21 protein-coding genes are annotated in these 13853 nt (G+C 57.3%); 3 read left to right on the top strand and 18 right to left on the bottom strand.

What is annotated here, in order from left to right; all coding sequences use genetic code 11:
• Positions 1-42 precede the first annotated feature (42 nt).
• The 4 genes from QD280_RS15745 to QD280_RS15730 form a co-directional block, all read right to left on the bottom strand.
• Complete coding sequence (locus tag QD280_RS15745) at positions 43-336, bottom strand: hypothetical protein (RefSeq protein ID WP_279839967.1); 294 nt, start codon at positions 334-336, stop codon at positions 43-45.
• 87 nt (positions 337-423) lie between these two features.
• On the bottom strand, positions 424-2274 hold the full coding sequence (locus QD280_RS15740; protein ID WP_279839966.1) for a DNA polymerase: 1851 nt from the start codon (positions 2272-2274) through the stop codon (positions 424-426).
• Positions 2274-2810: a dCTP deaminase gene (gene dcd / locus QD280_RS15735; RefSeq protein WP_279839965.1), complete on the bottom strand. Its 537-nt coding sequence runs from the start codon at positions 2808-2810 to the stop codon at positions 2274-2276. Before dcd ends, QD280_RS15740 begins: the two co-directional genes overlap by 1 nt.
• Before the next feature lie 51 nt (positions 2811-2861).
• The gene (locus QD280_RS15730; RefSeq protein ID WP_279839964.1) at positions 2862-3680 is read right to left on the bottom strand and encodes a hypothetical protein; all 819 of its coding nucleotides are present in this window, start codon (positions 3678-3680) and stop codon (positions 2862-2864) included.
• 115 nt (positions 3681-3795) lie between these two features.
• Here QD280_RS15730 and QD280_RS15725 point away from each other — a divergent pair, with 115 nt between their 5' ends.
• Positions 3796-4671, top strand: coding sequence for a hypothetical protein (locus QD280_RS15725; RefSeq protein ID WP_279839963.1), 876 nt, complete (start codon positions 3796-3798; stop codon positions 4669-4671).
• Between the two features lie 3 nt (positions 4672-4674).
• Here the strand turns inward: QD280_RS15725 and QD280_RS15720 are convergent, their stop codons facing one another.
• Genes QD280_RS15720 through QD280_RS15660 form a run of 13 tightly spaced genes read right to left on the bottom strand, consistent with a single transcriptional unit; the run spans position 4675 to position 10622 of the window.
• A complete protein-coding gene (locus QD280_RS15720; RefSeq protein ID WP_279839962.1) occupies positions 4675-5397 on the bottom strand; it encodes a hypothetical protein in 723 nt (240 codons plus the stop codon).
• Between the two features lies 1 nt (position 5398).
• Positions 5399-5599 (bottom strand): hypothetical protein, encoded by a 201-nt coding sequence (locus QD280_RS15715; protein WP_279839961.1) that lies wholly within the window; start codon positions 5597-5599, stop codon positions 5399-5401.
• Complete coding sequence (locus tag QD280_RS15710) at positions 5592-6557, bottom strand: hypothetical protein (protein WP_279839960.1); 966 nt, start codon at positions 6555-6557, stop codon at positions 5592-5594. The genes QD280_RS15715 and QD280_RS15710 overlap by 8 nt, the downstream gene beginning before the upstream one ends.
• A complete protein-coding gene (locus QD280_RS15705; RefSeq protein ID WP_279839959.1) occupies positions 6554-7006 on the bottom strand; it encodes a hypothetical protein in 453 nt (150 codons plus the stop codon). The genes QD280_RS15710 and QD280_RS15705 overlap by 4 nt, the downstream gene beginning before the upstream one ends.
• Before the next feature lie 16 nt (positions 7007-7022).
• Positions 7023-7625 carry a hypothetical protein gene (locus QD280_RS15700; RefSeq protein WP_279839958.1) on the bottom strand — a complete coding sequence of 201 codons (603 nt, stop codon included), beginning with the start codon at positions 7623-7625 and terminating at the stop codon, positions 7023-7025.
• 12 nt (positions 7626-7637) lie between these two features.
• Positions 7638-7937, bottom strand: a complete 300-nt coding sequence (locus QD280_RS15695; protein ID WP_279839957.1) for a hypothetical protein — start codon at positions 7935-7937, stop codon at positions 7638-7640.
• Positions 7934-8374 carry a hypothetical protein gene (locus QD280_RS15690; RefSeq protein WP_279839956.1) on the bottom strand — a complete coding sequence of 147 codons (441 nt, stop codon included), beginning with the start codon at positions 8372-8374 and terminating at the stop codon, positions 7934-7936. The genes QD280_RS15695 and QD280_RS15690 overlap by 4 nt, the downstream gene beginning before the upstream one ends.
• Before the next feature lie 10 nt (positions 8375-8384).
• On the bottom strand, positions 8385-8591 hold the full coding sequence (locus QD280_RS15685; protein ID WP_271302921.1) for a hypothetical protein: 207 nt from the start codon (positions 8589-8591) through the stop codon (positions 8385-8387).
• A complete protein-coding gene (locus tag QD280_RS15680) occupies positions 8588-8749 on the bottom strand; it encodes a hypothetical protein (RefSeq protein ID WP_279839955.1) in 162 nt (53 codons plus the stop codon). The genes QD280_RS15685 and QD280_RS15680 overlap by 4 nt, the downstream gene beginning before the upstream one ends.
• Positions 8749-9183 (bottom strand): hypothetical protein, encoded by a 435-nt coding sequence (locus tag QD280_RS15675; RefSeq protein WP_279839954.1) that lies wholly within the window; start codon positions 9181-9183, stop codon positions 8749-8751. Before QD280_RS15675 ends, QD280_RS15680 begins: the two co-directional genes overlap by 1 nt.
• The gene (locus tag QD280_RS15670) at positions 9180-9503 is read right to left on the bottom strand and encodes a hypothetical protein (protein ID WP_279839953.1); all 324 of its coding nucleotides are present in this window, start codon (positions 9501-9503) and stop codon (positions 9180-9182) included. The genes QD280_RS15675 and QD280_RS15670 overlap by 4 nt, the downstream gene beginning before the upstream one ends.
• Position 9504: 1 nt before the next feature.
• A complete protein-coding gene (locus QD280_RS15665; RefSeq protein ID WP_279839952.1) occupies positions 9505-10131 on the bottom strand; it encodes a hypothetical protein in 627 nt (208 codons plus the stop codon).
• Between the two features lie 29 nt (positions 10132-10160).
• Complete coding sequence (locus QD280_RS15660; protein WP_279839951.1) at positions 10161-10622, bottom strand: hypothetical protein; 462 nt, start codon at positions 10620-10622, stop codon at positions 10161-10163.
• Between the two features lie 200 nt (positions 10623-10822).
• On the opposite strand from QD280_RS15660, the gene QD280_RS15655 reads away from it, so the two are divergent.
• Positions 10823-11206 carry a hypothetical protein gene (locus QD280_RS15655; protein ID WP_279839950.1) on the top strand — a complete coding sequence of 128 codons (384 nt, stop codon included), beginning with the start codon at positions 10823-10825 and terminating at the stop codon, positions 11204-11206.
• A 3-nt stretch (positions 11207-11209) separates the two neighbouring features.
• The gene (locus QD280_RS15650) at positions 11210-12766 is read left to right on the top strand and encodes a DUF4041 domain-containing protein (protein WP_279839949.1); all 1557 of its coding nucleotides are present in this window, start codon (positions 11210-11212) and stop codon (positions 12764-12766) included.
• A 438-nt stretch (positions 12767-13204) separates the two neighbouring features.
• Here the strand turns inward: QD280_RS15650 and QD280_RS15645 are convergent, their stop codons facing one another.
• A complete protein-coding gene (locus tag QD280_RS15645; protein WP_279839948.1) occupies positions 13205-13804 on the bottom strand; it encodes a hypothetical protein in 600 nt (199 codons plus the stop codon).
• Between the last annotated feature and the right edge of the window lie 49 nt (positions 13805-13853).

Here is a 13853-nt window from a genome sequence, read left to right as displayed (position 1 = left end):
AACCCCCGTGGAGTCCACGGGGGCGAGAAGCAGCGGGGCGGCTTAGGCAGCGGCCCGTTGCTCCTGGGCCACTTCGATCAGCTTGTCGAGGGCTTCGCGCACTTCCTCGTTGTCGCTGTCGGTCGAGTTGAGCATGCGATCCAGTGCAGCATGCGCACGGTTGAGCTGGCCCATTTTCTTGTTCATCTCGACGCGGTCCTGCTCGGCGCGCACCTCAGCGTCGAGGGTGGCGATCTCGTCGCGCTTGGTGGCGATGCGTTCTTCACGGGTTTCGATGCGACGGTTGGCCTGGGCGACGCGCTTGGTGGCAGTCTTGAGGGTGTCGATGTTGATCATCGGGGCGTTTCCTTTGTTGTAGTGAAACCTGGAAGGGTGCTTGTGGTAAGCAATGCTTATATTAGCAGCGCTTTCAGGGGATGCCAATTACTTCGAGTAACAGGTATCCCAGCCGCCTTCACTGTCGAGCGGCAGGTCAGGGGCCCAGTCCGGTGGCACTCGCATGAGGTCTTCGAGCCGGGCCTGACGGTCGTCGCTATTGTCGTCCGGCATCGTCATCACGATTTCATCGTGGACCGCCAGAACGAGGTAGCTGTCGGGGAATTCGCGCACGGCAGCGCGTATCTGATCAGCCACGATGGTGCGGGACAGGGCCTGGACGATGTTCTCGGCCAGGATGCCGCCATAGATGCGCTGCGTCTTGCCGTTGCGGCGATCGCAGACCAGTTGGTCGCGTCCGTCCTGTTCGTCGGTGATGACGCGCAGGTTGGGGTATTTGAGCGCCATGCCATTGGGCATCTCGAGGCGTTCGAAACGGACCCGGATCGGGCCGATCCAGTAATCCGTCTTGGGCAGCATCATGTCGTAACCGGCCTGAGTGAGCAGCCGCCAGTAGTTGACGATGTTGGGGCTGTCGGCACGGAAGGTGTCCACGGCCGTCTGGGCGAAATGCTGGGATACCAGGATCGGGGGCGATCCCATGGGACCGGAGGCCAGGGTGCCACGGAACTTGGGCGCGCCCATGCCATAGCCGAGGCCGAGGCGTGCGGTCTTGCCGACGTTACCTTCCTCTTCCTGCAGCTTGTTGCCGTCGGCGTCCTTGGCCTTGCGATCGACGGGGTAGCCGTAAATCTTGGTGGCCATGTCGTTATAGATGTCCTCCTTGCGGCGGATCATCTCCAACAGGCTGGTTTCACCGGCCACATATGCCAGGACACGGGCCTCGATGTTCGAGGAATCCGCGACATGGACCTTGTAGCCTGGCGGGGCCGTCAGCGCCTTGCGCAGGTCACCGCCACGGGGCAGGTTCTGCAGGTTCACTTTCTGGGTCCCGGACCAGCGGCCAGTGTGCGCACCGTAAAATGACAAGGGCACCGGGATGCGTCCCAGCTGGTCGTCCAGATCGAGCAGACGCTGGGCACGGGTCGTGTTGAGCGTGGACTTGACCGCTGCGCGGGCCTTCCATACGTGGGCGAATTCCGGGTGGTCGGCCATGGTGGCCAGGAATGCCGGGTCCTTTTGACCCAGGGCATCGGTTTCCTTGCCGGTACTGGGGCTGACCTTGCGGGGCACCTCGATGCCGTTCTCGCGCATCCACTCGGCGAACTTGGGATTGGAAGACAGCGTGGTCTTGGCCAGGCCCGAGTCCTTTATCAGCTGCTTGGTATGGGACAGCTCCTTCTCCAGGAAGCCTTCCACCAGCGGTCGATCGAGGATGAAACGGGGCTGGATATACATGCGCAGCGTCAGCTCGGCCAGCTCGACCTCACTGTCCGGGATATTGGGCCGCAAGTAATGGAACAGGGCGCGGGTCAGTCGGACGTCCTGCTTGCAGTAGTTGCCCATGACCGCTTGCTGCTCGGCGTCCAGCTCCCGACAGTTCTTGAAGTTGGCCAGCTCCTTGCCTTTCTGCATGTCGGGGTCATCGGGCCAGGCCCGTTGGCACATGGCCTCGAGGCTAACGTCCTGACCCGGCCACATGCCGCGCCCCAGTGACTGGGTATCGACATAGTGCTTGGCGTAGCGGTTGTAGCGCAGGGCCAGCACGGTGGCATCGAACATCAGGTTCTGTCCGACCAGGGTGGCCTCCTCGAGCGGCAGGTCCGCGATCGCGGCCTCGACTTCATGCTCGGGGTAATACTCGATCTCGCCGTCATCGATGGCGATCCCGACCCCCTGGCAGAGCCAGCGGTCGTCGAGGATGTATTCCGGGTAGGTGAGGCCGGTCAGGGTGTACTTGTTGGCGTAGTAGCTCTCGAAATCGAGAAAGATGTACATCAGGCAACTCCCATGCTGGCTGTGACGGCGACCTGGCCGTTGTAGCGGCCGCGCTTGCGGTAGCTGTATTCCCCTGCCGAGGCGTGGCGGTGGAAGACCAGCTGACCTAGCCGCATGCCGGGACGTACCAGCAGACGGTGGTATTGGCAGACGTTCTGGAATTCCAGAGTGAGCGTCCCGTAGAAGCCGGGATCAGCCCAGCCGGACAGGGCGTGGTTGAGGGCAGCACGACCGGCGCTGGAACGCAGCTTGAACTCGCAGGACAGATCGTCAGGCAGGTCGAGGATTTCCTGGGTAGCGACCATGAAGAACTCCCCCGGATGAATCATCATCCCGGCGGCCGGTATCTTCACGCGCTCCATGTCCAGCTGTTCCTTGGCGCCCAGGTCGATGATCGCCGAGCGGTTCAGGTTCTCGATCAGGGCCTCGTCGCCGATGCGCACATCGAGGCTGGAGCCATTGATATATTCAGGGGCGGCGCCCTTGATGACGCCGCTGTTGATCAGTTCGAGGATTTCAGGACCTGCCAGAATCATGGCGTTGTTACTCCTTGTGGGGGTCCACGATAATAAGCACCGCTTATATGATCATTCAAGTTCATCGAGCAATGGCTTCCAGTCATCGCTTAGATGTTCCGCGATGCCGTTGGTCCTGGGATCACTGCCGTAGAACCCCCAGCAAGAGTCCGCAACATGCCAGAGGTCGTCGTCCGCCAGCTTGAGCGGGGAACCATCGAAGCCGAAGGCCACGGCCGGGCGTGCCTCAACGACATAGCCGTAGACCTCACCGCGCAGGTACTGGTCGTAGGTTTCCAGCTCGGCCGTCAGCGTGGCGTCCGGGTCGGGCAGTGTCTCGCTGCCGTCGGGCATCCACAGGTGCCAGCCGACCTGGCCGGAATCCCAGTGGCAGGAGAAAGGTGAGTGGCTGACCGTGATCCCTGAATGGTCGTAGAGGTAGACCGGCTTGCAGAGGGTGCCTTCCGGGAGCAGGCCACCTTCATCCAGCATCTCGATGATCCGACCCACATGCGCCAGGTCGTTGGGCTGCAACAGCTCGACGATGTTCTGGCCGTTGAAGGTCTGCTCGATCTCGATCTCGAACGGGTTGCTGATCCAGCCGCTGTGATCGCAGCGGTTGCAGGTGTCGCTGGGCTCACGCGCGTCAGCCCGGCACTTCGGGCAGATGACCTGGTCATCCTCCAGGTCGCCGGGGAAATTGGCCTCCTGGATGTATTGCGTCATCAGCGGTTCCAGGAACCGGGTCACCTGCTCCATGCCGCCAATATCCCCCAGCTCATAGTGGCTGTGGCGAAGGGCCAGCACCCCCGCATTGTCGTACTCGGTGCGGGGGGTCATGGGCGTCAGGTCCTGCTCGATGCGCAGGCGGTACTCAGTGTTATTTTTCATCATAGTAATGGCTCATTTGTCTTTTTTGGGCTATTAATAGTATGCTCTGAATGATTTTATTAGCTTTACCTGTCTTCGTTAATGTGAGTGCTTTTTCTAGTGAGGAGAGGCGTCGATGTATTATAGACTTCGATTGCTATACATAGGATTGCTCGCAACTACATTACTGTCTATGACCAAATTTGCTCATTCTAATGATCTAAGTATGCTTGAAATTAAGAACAGTTTTTGGGGGGGAGAGATAAAGCTATCATGTCGAGGGTCTTTAATTAAGTATAATAAGTCCCCCTTTACTGGAGAGAGTTTATACTTTGCCGATGACCAAAATTGGATTTTGTCCAATGTTAGTGAATTTAATGATTTGGGGCTAATTGTACACGGTTACGACGAATTTGATTTTTCATATGTAGCTAATACCGACGATGTTCAATTTGATCATCATATTAAAGGAATAGATGATCGATATCTGACTGATGTTGAAATGGCTGAAATCCTTAAGCCCTCTACTCGATTGAGCGGATTGTATAAGATCCAGCTCAATTATGTGGATAATACCTTCGAGATTACTAATGCAGAGAAGATTACATCAGTGGGTGAAATAGATAGAGAAAGCTTCATTAATACACAGAAATGGATCTCCTATGAACGTGATATAAGTAATAAGTACAGGGAGGAAGAATTAGAAAGAAAATATAGTTATGCAGTAGACAGGCTCTATTATATAAGTGTTGAAGAGCTAAAAAATCTTAATGCTAGAGGTGCTGTTAACGTCATAGACTATACAGAAGAAAAGAAAGAGCTTGGTTTGGTTAAAAAAGAGTATAGTGAATATAAAGAAAGAATTGCAGAGTTGAAGAGAGTTAATGATTACAAGTTTGAGGATAATATTAGAGAAGCGCAGAGATTGTATTTAAAATATATGGATGAAGCTTATGCTTTCACAGTAGCCCCAGGATCAATCAATATCCACGGGGCTTGTGAACCTCTATAATTCTTACAAGCGTATAGGCATCACGATGGCGATGGCGCCGGTATCACCGAAGTCGAAGCGGACGGATGACGACGCATTGTCCGGCAGGTACGCCGTCACTTTCGACTGGCTACCGACCGGCGTCGGGAAACGCAGGGCTTCCTCGACATAGCGCTGGTTCATGGCCGACTGCCCGAGCTTCAGATAGTTGCGGTACTTGGGGCGGTTGTCGGGGAAGGTCATCTGCTCGAACTGGTCCAGCTGGACGTCCTCGCGGGCCTCCATGGCGGCGATCCCCGGAATGACGCGATCGGTATCGGGGAACTTGCCATCGACCTCCATCTTCTGACGGGTGGCCGGCTGGTAATACCCGGGCTCGATGCCCTCGGCATTCGGGATGCGGTGCAGGCGGTGACCGTCGGTGGCCTCGATCCACTTCTCGCTGACATGCACGTAGTTGAGGTAGTAGCGCACATCATCGGTGCCGGCGGCCTTGGCGACCCATTCCCAGAGGTCCTTGGGCTTCTTGGCCAGCGTGGGCAGGAAGAAGTTGGCCAGCGTGTGCAGCTCGACGTCGCCGGGCAGGCGGTCGCCGTGGTGCATCTCCAGCTCCTCGGTCAGCTTCTTGAGCGCCTTGAGGGCGTCGTCGCGGTTGGACTTGTTGCCGGCGATACGGTGGCGGTATGCCTCGGCAGTGATGGCTTCGAACGGGTGTTGGGCACGCTTGGTTTCTGTCATGGCATTCATGTCACTTCTCCGGGATATCGATGTCGGTGATGTCGCTGAGGCGATACTGATCGACCCAGCTCGCGTAGCAGTGCAGGCAGGTGATCGACTGACGGGCGTGCCGGTCGTCCACCGTGACGGCGCCACCTTCGAGGTCGTTGCTCTCGCAGAAGGGGCAAAGGTTCGGTTCGGCCAGATAGCGGGCCCTGATTGCCTCATCCATCAGCGTTCTCCAGGGCGGTGTTGATGTGATCGCGGATCAGCTGGTTGATGACGTTGTGGCTGGGCAGCGGTTGCGGGTCCGCCGTCACCAGCGTGGCGTAGGCCGCGCCGACCGGACGACAGACGCTGTTGAGCCAGCCGATCAGGTCGTCGGCGTAGAGCCGGCAGGTCAGTTCCAGTTCCTCGACGTCATTGGTGAGCTTCTGGATGGCCTGGAAGTCGTAGGGGGCCGCGCCGAGGTACCCCGCTGTCAGGGCGATGACCGCCTGCCGGCAGCGCATCTCGACGGAGGGGCGAGGGATGATGACTTCCCCCAGGGTGGCCTGGGCGGCCAGGGCTTCCTCGCACTCCCCACTGCGGGCCTGTTCATCCAGCCAGAGGGCGAAGTCCTGCCTGACGGCGGGGCGGTCGGTGACCGGGATGCGCGTCTGGTGCCAGGTGAGAAGGTACTTGCGACGCAGGGCCGCCAGGTCGTGCTTGAGCGAGGTACCGGACAGGGTGTCGATGTAGGGCACGCACAGGTGGTACTTGCCCAGGGCCCGTTCATCGAGATACTTGGCCACCGAGCCGAAGACGTTGTCGTCCATCGGGTGTTCGGGCGTGAGATGGGTGAGCGTCTTCTGGCGCCAGTCGGCCAGCACCAGCCCATCGACCGTGGTGACGCAGTCCAGCTGGTCGCAGTCCTGAATGGTCTTCTGAATCAGGTTCCAGAGGTCGTCGGTGTCGTCGCAGAGCAGTTCGTCCAGCTCGTTCTGGATCGACTGGACGAGGTCGTCGTCGCCGAGCTTGCGCGCCACGAGATGGGCCACGTTCGGCGGGCTGGTGTTGTCGGTCAGGTCGCACAGGCGGACTTCCATGCTGAACAGCTGCTGGTCGCTGTTCTCGGGGATCAGCCCCCGCAGTTCCTCGACGTCGTCGGTAGTGGCGCGCAGGTAGACGCCATGAATCTGGATAGTCATTCGCAGAACCCCTCGGTTGGTAAGCGGTGCTTATCGAAATCGCCAGGCGAAATCCACGTATCCTTGCGACGGACGTCCACCGCCTTGCACAGGCAGACGCCGTCGCACTTGGCGAACATCGTCGTGATGCTGCCGGTGGTGAATTCGGACATCAGGAAGCTGACCATGCCGTTCTCGCGGGTGTAGCGCAGGGGCGGCAGAACCTCCAGCGCCTCGTCAAAGGCCAGCTCGTCGATGACGGCCGCCGGGTCGCTCAGGTAATGCGCGTCCTGCCACTCTTGCTGGAAGGCTTCGAACGCCTCCTCGGTCATGGCTTCGGTGCCCGGGTTCGCGGCCAGGTAATCCTCGACGGACTGCCCACCGGGGTAGAGCACCTGGCCCTCAAGGGCGACGTTTTTGGCGTAGCCAGTGAAGTCATTGCGATCGACGAGGTAGGTGTAGACCTTCATGGTCAGCTCCTGTGCGTTAGTGGACGGTGTCAGCGGTGCTCGGGGCTTGCATGGCCGATGCCGGGTCGGTAACGACCTCGCACGATTCGGCCAGTGCCACGCCATCTGCCATCTCGATATGCCCGTGTTCTGGTGCGATGCCGAGTTTGATCAGCATGAACAGCTCGGGGTTGATCAGCGCGATGCGCTCGATGGTCGGTGTCGGGTCTGATACCTCGACCACCCGGCCCTGGTAATCCTGCTTGACGCGCTTGCCGGCGATACGCACGGTGTCGCCCGCCATGATCTCACGCCCGTGGATATCCTTTGGCGCCGAGGGCTGCGGCGTCTCCTCGAAGACCAGCTCCTCACCGTCGCCCTGTTCCAGGATGGTGATGGTGTTGGCGAAGACTGCGGAAGTGCCGCCGTCTTCCTCGTCCAGGATCAGCATCGGGTACGGCGAAAGCATTGCCTGGTGGCCGCTATGGACCGGCAACTGGGGCAGGTCCTCGAGGCGGACGACGTACTTCACGCGGGCCTTGTCACCGTGGAACTCTTCCGGGGCACCTTCACCGATCTCGACCAGGTCGCCGACGTGGAAGGTCTTGCCGTTGCGGTCTTTCGGGGTATAGAGGTTCATGACGGATTGTCCTTATTGGCCAAGGGAGTGAAGGTTCCGACGACGTTCCACGTCGGTGACGCTGCTGCTGAGGGAGGCCCCGATGGCCTCGATCGCAGGGCGTAGGTGCTTGGGACCTGCCGGCGGCAGGACCCCGAAGTCGCGCAGGTGGCGCAGGGCGGTCAGCTCGTACTGGGTGCTCCCGCCATAGGCGAAGGGCACGGTCAGCTGCTGCGGTGGCGAATCGTCATCGCCGAACATCTCGACGTGGACGCTGTGGTAGGTGTTCTGGCCGTCGAACCAGCGGCGTCCTTCCACGGTGAAATGGTTCATGAGATCGACTTGACCTCCTTGAGGTTGGCGATGGTCGCGCGCTTCTCGTTGCGCAGCGACGCGGGGTAGGCCAGCTGGTGGCTCGGGTCCGTGCTGACTCGCCCGTCCATGCCGAAGTGCAACAGGCGGGTGATGGTGCCGCCGAGCTGCATGGCGATGATCGGGTGGTTGCCCGGTGCCCGGGTTTCCAGAATCTTCACCTCCTGGCCGGTGCTGGTGACCCAGGTCGTGCCGATATTGACGAAGATCGGGCGCTGGATATGCCGGATCGCGCTCTCGTCCACGACCTCGATCTTGCCGTAGCCCAGGTGAATCTTGCCGGTCGATTCGCACTGCTTATAAAAGAACTCACGCTGGATGGCGTGCTCCTCGGTCTGGTACTCCACCAGGTCGGACATCTGTGCCAGCGCCAGCGGGATGGTTGCCAGAATGATCATGGTGTCGCTCCTACAGGATGGTGATGGGGTGCAGCGGACGCGCGTTGCGCGAAGGGGCAGCGTCGAGTTCCAGCACGCTGTCAGGGTCAAAGCCGTAGTGGTCCAGTTTGAGTTCTGCGTGGCAGATGTCGCCGGCCAGGAATTCGAGGGTGAAGACCCGGGCCCCTTGCTGGACGCGGGCGCGGTACACCGTCATGGTCGGGTGGCAGATGTTCACTCCTCCTCGTCGTAATCTTCGAGGTAGGTGTTGCCACGCTCGATGGCGACCTCCTCGAGCACGCCACCATCGGCGTCTCCAATCTCGTCCGGGGTCCAGACGATGACGACATGGCCTGAGTCACGCAGTTGCTGAATGGTCTGATCCTTGAGGTTCATCAGTAGTCTCCTGGTGCCTGCAGGTAGGCGTCGTGTTCATCATCGAGGGCAACGGCCAGGGCGTGTTCGGCCTCGGTCTGGGTGTCGTGGGTGGACAGCACCTGGTCGTCTTCAGTGATCACCCGCCATTGGCCCAGGGACCAGAAGCCGAAGTCGGCGCCATCGCCTTCATGGGTACCGAAGTAGGTACCGTCGGGAGCAGCGTTCTCCAGGGCGTTGATCAGCTCCTCCTGAAGGAAGGCGGCTTCCTCGCTATCCCACCACTCACTGTCGTCGCCCTCGTCCTGGACATAGGCCGGGATCGGCGGGTGAGGCTGGGCGACCAGCTGTTCGTGGGCCGCGCTGTCGTACTTGGCCAGGGCGTCCAGGAAGGTCGGGATCAGGTCCTGCGGGCGCAGCGTGCCCTGGCTGATGCTTCCGATGTGCATATTCATTTCAGGGCCTCATCGATCCGTTCGAATTCGTTCATCGCGGCTTCGTTGTCGCTGCCGATGTCGATGACGATGTCCTTCTCATCGACGTCGTACATCAGCACCAAGGCACCGACTTCGTGCCCACCGGGGGAGGTCGCCAGCAGGGTGCTGGGCTCGTCGGTGGCCAGCAGCTCGTCGATCAGCGTGTCCACGCTGTTGCCTTCCAGGGGCGTGACCTCGTCCTCGAAGGTGACCGCGATGTTGGTCCACCCCAGGGACTTGAGGCGGTTGATCAGGTCACGGGCATGCAGCCCGTTGGTGGTAGCGAGCAGGGATGGCATATCAAAAACCCTCGGCCATGCGTTTATCGACGCCCATCAGCATCAGTGCGTGCTGATAGACCAGGAAGGGACGTGGGAACTCGTCCCGGATCAGATACTGCTCAGGCAGCCAGCGGCCGACGGCCTCGACGATGTCGTAGGCGAAGACACCTTCGTACTGGTATTCGGTGTCCTTGACGGCCTGCCAGGTCATATCCAAGATGGTGGCGAAGTCCGTCACGTCGCTGATGAAGCCCAGCTCACCCTCCGCCAGTGAATCGACGGCCTGGGAAAACCGCTTGGACTCCGAGGCACCCTTGGCCAGGTAGGCCACGGTGACGTTGTCGGGGGTGACGGGGTTCTCCCAGTCGAACTGGGGCAGGGCCAGGAGCGGGGGGACATCCCGATCCAGGTTCAGCCAGGTGTGGTCGGTGCGGGACGCCAGCAGGGCCAGGTCGATCAGGAACGGGACCTTGTCCTGGGGCAGGTGGGGGATCTGCTCATCGATGATCAGCAGGGTGCCGGTATCGCGCACGATGCCGTTGGCGGTGCGGTGCCGGATAGCATCATTGAGCACGGACAGTTCGGCCTGGGGCACATGGCAGGTGTTCAGGGACAACATCTGCTCGGAATGAGATTCGGGAAACATGGTATTGGGCCTTTTGTGGTAAGCGGTGCTTATACAGACGCCGTTGCGAGAAACGTCAGGCGCTCCGGTGCCGGCTCCTGGTCATGGAGCGGGGTGCGTTCGACGACGTGGCGCTGATGGAGCCCGTCCACGGTGCCCAGGCAGGTGGCCCGGGTGCGTTGCCCACCGGGGAGGCGGGCATCGACCGCCCACGGGAGAATCGGGGCGTGCGTCATGCGGATCAGCCGGGCAGCGGCCTTGAACGTGCAGCGGCGGCCACGGTTCGAGGGGCTGTCACCGGCCAGTGGGGCGCGCTCGAGGTAGGTCGGCGCGATGCCCAGACAGTCCCACTCGTCGTCGGGAATGTCGTTGAAGTGGTAGTCCGTGCTCGACAGGATGCGCTCGCGGCCGATCACGTCCTCGACCTTGTCCATTTCCTCGGGACCCACGAACTGGACGTAATAGTCGTGATGGCTGGTGCGATGGTTCACGTAACTTTCACGCGAGTACATGATGGTTCTCCTTGAGGCTACGCAGTAACGGTAAGCAGTGCTTATGATACGAGTCAAGCTTGTTTTTTGGTGTTATGGTTTATAAGCAGGGTCTTCTTTAATGTTGAATATTAGTTGAGACGTAGTTCTCAGGGGGGCATGTGGCTAGGAAATCAAGCGGTTTGGGCCTTGTTGTCAAAACTGCGAAAGCACTTAATCGGATGTCAGAACAGATCGAGAAGGATCGTCAGCGACAACAGCGTGAAAATGAGCGCCATGATCGGGCCTGGATTCGAGATCAAGAACGATACCTTCGACAGATAGAGCAAGAAGAACGCAAAGCTGCCCGTGAAGAGGCGCGTAAGGAACGTGAAGCAGAACGGGCATACCAACGACGGGAGCGGGAGAGAGTTCAGCGAGAAAAAGACCGCTTACGGGAAGACAAAGAGCGGCGAAGGTCTAAAGAACAAGCACAGCGACAAGAGGTGCGTGATCGTAAGCAATTCTGGCGAGATGAAGCCGCAGTAGGGAAAGACGCTTTATCAGATCGTGAGAGTGAACGTGCTGATGCAAAACAAGATGTGATTGCCCAATTTTTGAGGTGATGTATGCAGGGTGAGTCTATTGATGGGATCGTGTTCCTTGCGCTAGTACTGCTAGTGCCAGTCGGTATAGTGATTTCAATCGCTAGAACGAAGGGGAAAAAACTTCGTAGCGACTTAGCCGAGAAAGAATTAGCTATTCGTGCTGAGTACCATGAAAAGTCGATAGCATTGGATTCGAAACGTGCCGACTTGGATCGTAAGGCTGAAGAATTTGGTAGCCTTGAAAAAGCTATTGAGGGGTTAGCAGAGCGTCGTAAGGTTGCGGATTCAGAGTTAGTGGAAGTTTCTGATATGCTGACGAAATCTCGTATGGAATACGAGAGAGTAGATCAAGAGACAACCGATCTGCAGCGTTTAAAGCTTAATGCTGACACGATAGCATTACAAAAAGAACATGATCTTCAGGAGTTGGATACATTAAAAAGCCAGTTGATAGAGTATCGTACAAAAGAAACGGCAGGTCATAGAGAATTACGTCAAGTAATGTCGAAGCTTGATCTTTATTCACGACTCGAAGAATTTGTGGATTTTGGTCATTTCGAACTGCCTGAATACTTATATGAGACTAGTGAGAGATTTGCCGCTGAAATCAAGAAGCTTCGGCAAGATCAGAAGGCGATGCTCAAAGATCGTTCTGCCTTTACGCAGCACGGTGAAGTCGTCATTACTGGCGATGAACGCCAAGATAAAAGAATCATTGAAGGTCAGATGAAGCTGGTGATGCGTGCTTTCAATATTGAGACAGACATATTGATTGGTAAGGTCAGCCCTTCGAATCTAGAACGTACGTTAAGTCAAATAGAAAAAGTGGCCAGCGACTTAGAAAAGTTGGTAGCTTCGCTCCGCTGTGGATTGAGTACTGACTATGTTGCTCTACGATATGAAGAGTGTGGTATTCAATATCAGTATGCGCTGAAAAAGAAAGAGGAGGCTGAAGAGCAACGACTTATTCGTGAACAGATGCGAGAAGAGGCGAAAGCAGAGAAGGAATATCGGGCTGCAATTGATGCGGCACAGCGTGAAGAGGATATGTATCAGGATATCTTGGCTCGCGCTAAACAAGAGCTTGAACAAGCAACTGCTGAAGAGCGAGCAATTGCAGAGGCTAAAGTAGCGGACCTTGAACAGCGTTTGTTAGAAGCTGAGGCAGCCAAAGAACGCACTAAAAGCTTGGCTGAGCAGACTCGTCGTGGATACGTGTACGTCATTAGTAACATCGGCTCCTTTGGTGAGAATGTTTACAAGATTGGTATGACAAGACGTCTTGATCCTATGGATCGAGTCAAGGAGTTGGGTGATGCAAGTGTCCCATTCTCTTTTGATGTTCATGCATTGATCTTCTCCGATGATGCCCCTGCGATGGAAACAGCTTTGCATCGTAAGTTCTCTCATCATCGTGTCAATGCCGTCAACCTAAGAAAAGAGTTCTTCCATGTAGACCTTGAGTCGATACGTGAAGCTGTGTATGAAATCGGTCATGACGATGCAGACTTCAAGACTACAATTGCAGCGGAAGAGTACTTTGAGTCACAGCGACTCAGAGAGCAAGTGGCTGCTTAAATAATCATTAATGCTAGGGAGGGTGTTATGGGTTACAGTCCTTTTGATCTATATCCGCATTTTGGATCAATTCTTTGGATGATATTGTTTGGTGCGCCTTTGTTGTTTGTTGCGATCTCACGCCGAGCACACGGCTCCGGTAAAGCGGGGTGGTTGTTGGTTACATTGTTCTTATCCTGGCTAGGATTTGGGGCTTATTTGATTTGGACTCAGCAACAACGGTTAATTGATCAGAAAGTCGTTGAGTAACAAGCTGTAATTTTAAAGGTGCTCTTCAGGACTGTATAGACTGGAGAGCACTTTTACATTTCAGATATATATTAGGGGTTCCCAGTGTATAACTGAACACCGGTTTTATTTTCGCATATTTAGTCGTCTCTTAATATTCGCAGGCAGTTCTATAGCCATGACAAGGGCTCCTCGCTTATGGCGGGCGCGTCAGTCGGGCGGTATATGGCCTTCTGTGATCAGATGTTCTTTGTACAAGTCTTGCAGCTTCTCGGTCGGTCGGAAGATTCCGTGCCGATAGCTCGGGTGCGGAGTACGGGTTGCCAGACCTTGCGCTACGAGATATTCCATCAAGCCCATCTCATGATGGTTGTTGCCACTGAATGGCGCGAAGAAATCGACAGTCAGATAGCCGCCTTCCGATGCCTCGATCAGAAGGGCTTCGGTGATGTGCAGGTGCAGAGGTGACATGTCCGCGATCAGGGTGGGGAGCAAGGCTTCCTGCTCGGCGAGGCGGGCCGCTTCGGCCTCAGCCTCCCTTTCGGCTGCACGTTTCGCCTGACGGCTGTCGATCAGGCGGTGTATGCCTATGGATATCAGGCGACTGACCGTGGCGAGGAGCCCCAGCATAGCGATGATGGTAATCACGGCCATGGGAATGGTCAGAAATTCGGGCACCGGGAGCCAGTTGAGGCCGATCGCCAAGCAAAACACGGTCGTGACGACCACCAGGGTAGAGACACGGGCCTCGGCCAGGGGGCGGGAGAAAAATTCGGCCGCTTTGACGACGCTGCTGAGGGATGGGGTCATGGCGATACGTCCTTGTGTGAGAGATCGTGAATGATAGCCCACAGGGAAC

This window comes from Cobetia sp. 1AS1 (assembly GCF_029846435.1).
Classification (GTDB): domain Bacteria; phylum Pseudomonadota; class Gammaproteobacteria; order Pseudomonadales; family Halomonadaceae; genus Cobetia; species Cobetia amphilecti.
The sequence above is the reverse complement of the archived record's forward strand: the minus strand, read 5'-3'. Positions and strand labels throughout refer to the sequence as shown.

Coding starts and splice junctions, on each gene's coding strand:
- QD280_RS15725 (WP_279839963.1), top strand. CDS start 3,796: ATGTATTATAGACTTCGATTGCTATACATAGGATTGCTCGCAACTACA.
- QD280_RS15650 (WP_279839949.1), top strand. CDS start 11,210: ATGCAGGGTGAGTCTATTGATGGGATCGTGTTCCTTGCGCTAGTACTG.
- QD280_RS15700 (WP_279839958.1), bottom strand. CDS start 7,625: ATGAACCTCTATACCCCGAAAGACCGCAACGGCAAGACCTTCCACGTC.
- dcd (WP_279839965.1), bottom strand. CDS start 2,810: ATGATTCTGGCAGGTCCTGAAATCCTCGAACTGATCAACAGCGGCGTC.
- QD280_RS15665 (WP_279839952.1), bottom strand. CDS start 10,131: ATGTTTCCCGAATCTCATTCCGAGCAGATGTTGTCCCTGAACACCTGC.
- QD280_RS15745 (WP_279839967.1), bottom strand. CDS start 336: ATGATCAACATCGACACCCTCAAGACTGCCACCAAGCGCGTCGCCCAG.
- QD280_RS15710 (WP_279839960.1), bottom strand. CDS start 6,557: ATGACTATCCAGATTCATGGCGTCTACCTGCGCGCCACTACCGACGAC.
- QD280_RS15740 (WP_279839966.1), bottom strand. CDS start 2,274: ATGTACATCTTTCTCGATTTCGAGAGCTACTACGCCAACAAGTACACC.
- QD280_RS15715 (WP_279839961.1), bottom strand. CDS start 5,599: ATGGATGAGGCAATCAGGGCCCGCTATCTGGCCGAACCGAACCTTTGC.
- QD280_RS15660 (WP_279839951.1), bottom strand. CDS start 10,622: ATGTACTCGCGTGAAAGTTACGTGAACCATCGCACCAGCCATCACGAC.
- QD280_RS15730 (WP_279839964.1), bottom strand. CDS start 3,680: ATGAAAAATAACACTGAGTACCGCCTGCGCATCGAGCAGGACCTGACG.
- QD280_RS15695 (WP_279839957.1), bottom strand. CDS start 7,937: ATGAACCATTTCACCGTGGAAGGACGCCGCTGGTTCGACGGCCAGAAC.
- QD280_RS15690 (WP_279839956.1), bottom strand. CDS start 8,374: ATGATCATTCTGGCAACCATCCCGCTGGCGCTGGCACAGATGTCCGAC.
- QD280_RS15680 (WP_279839955.1), bottom strand. CDS start 8,749: ATGAACCTCAAGGATCAGACCATTCAGCAACTGCGTGACTCAGGCCAT.
- QD280_RS15645 (WP_279839948.1), bottom strand. CDS start 13,804: ATGACCCCATCCCTCAGCAGCGTCGTCAAAGCGGCCGAATTTTTCTCC.
- QD280_RS15670 (WP_279839953.1), bottom strand. CDS start 9,503: ATGCCATCCCTGCTCGCTACCACCAACGGGCTGCATGCCCGTGACCTG.
- QD280_RS15720 (WP_279839962.1), bottom strand. CDS start 5,397: ATGAATGCCATGACAGAAACCAAGCGTGCCCAACACCCGTTCGAAGCC.
- QD280_RS15675 (WP_279839954.1), bottom strand. CDS start 9,183: ATGAATATGCACATCGGAAGCATCAGCCAGGGCACGCTGCGCCCGCAG.
- QD280_RS15655 (WP_279839950.1), top strand. CDS start 10,823: ATGTCAGAACAGATCGAGAAGGATCGTCAGCGACAACAGCGTGAAAAT.
- QD280_RS15705 (WP_279839959.1), bottom strand. CDS start 7,006: ATGAAGGTCTACACCTACCTCGTCGATCGCAATGACTTCACTGGCTAC.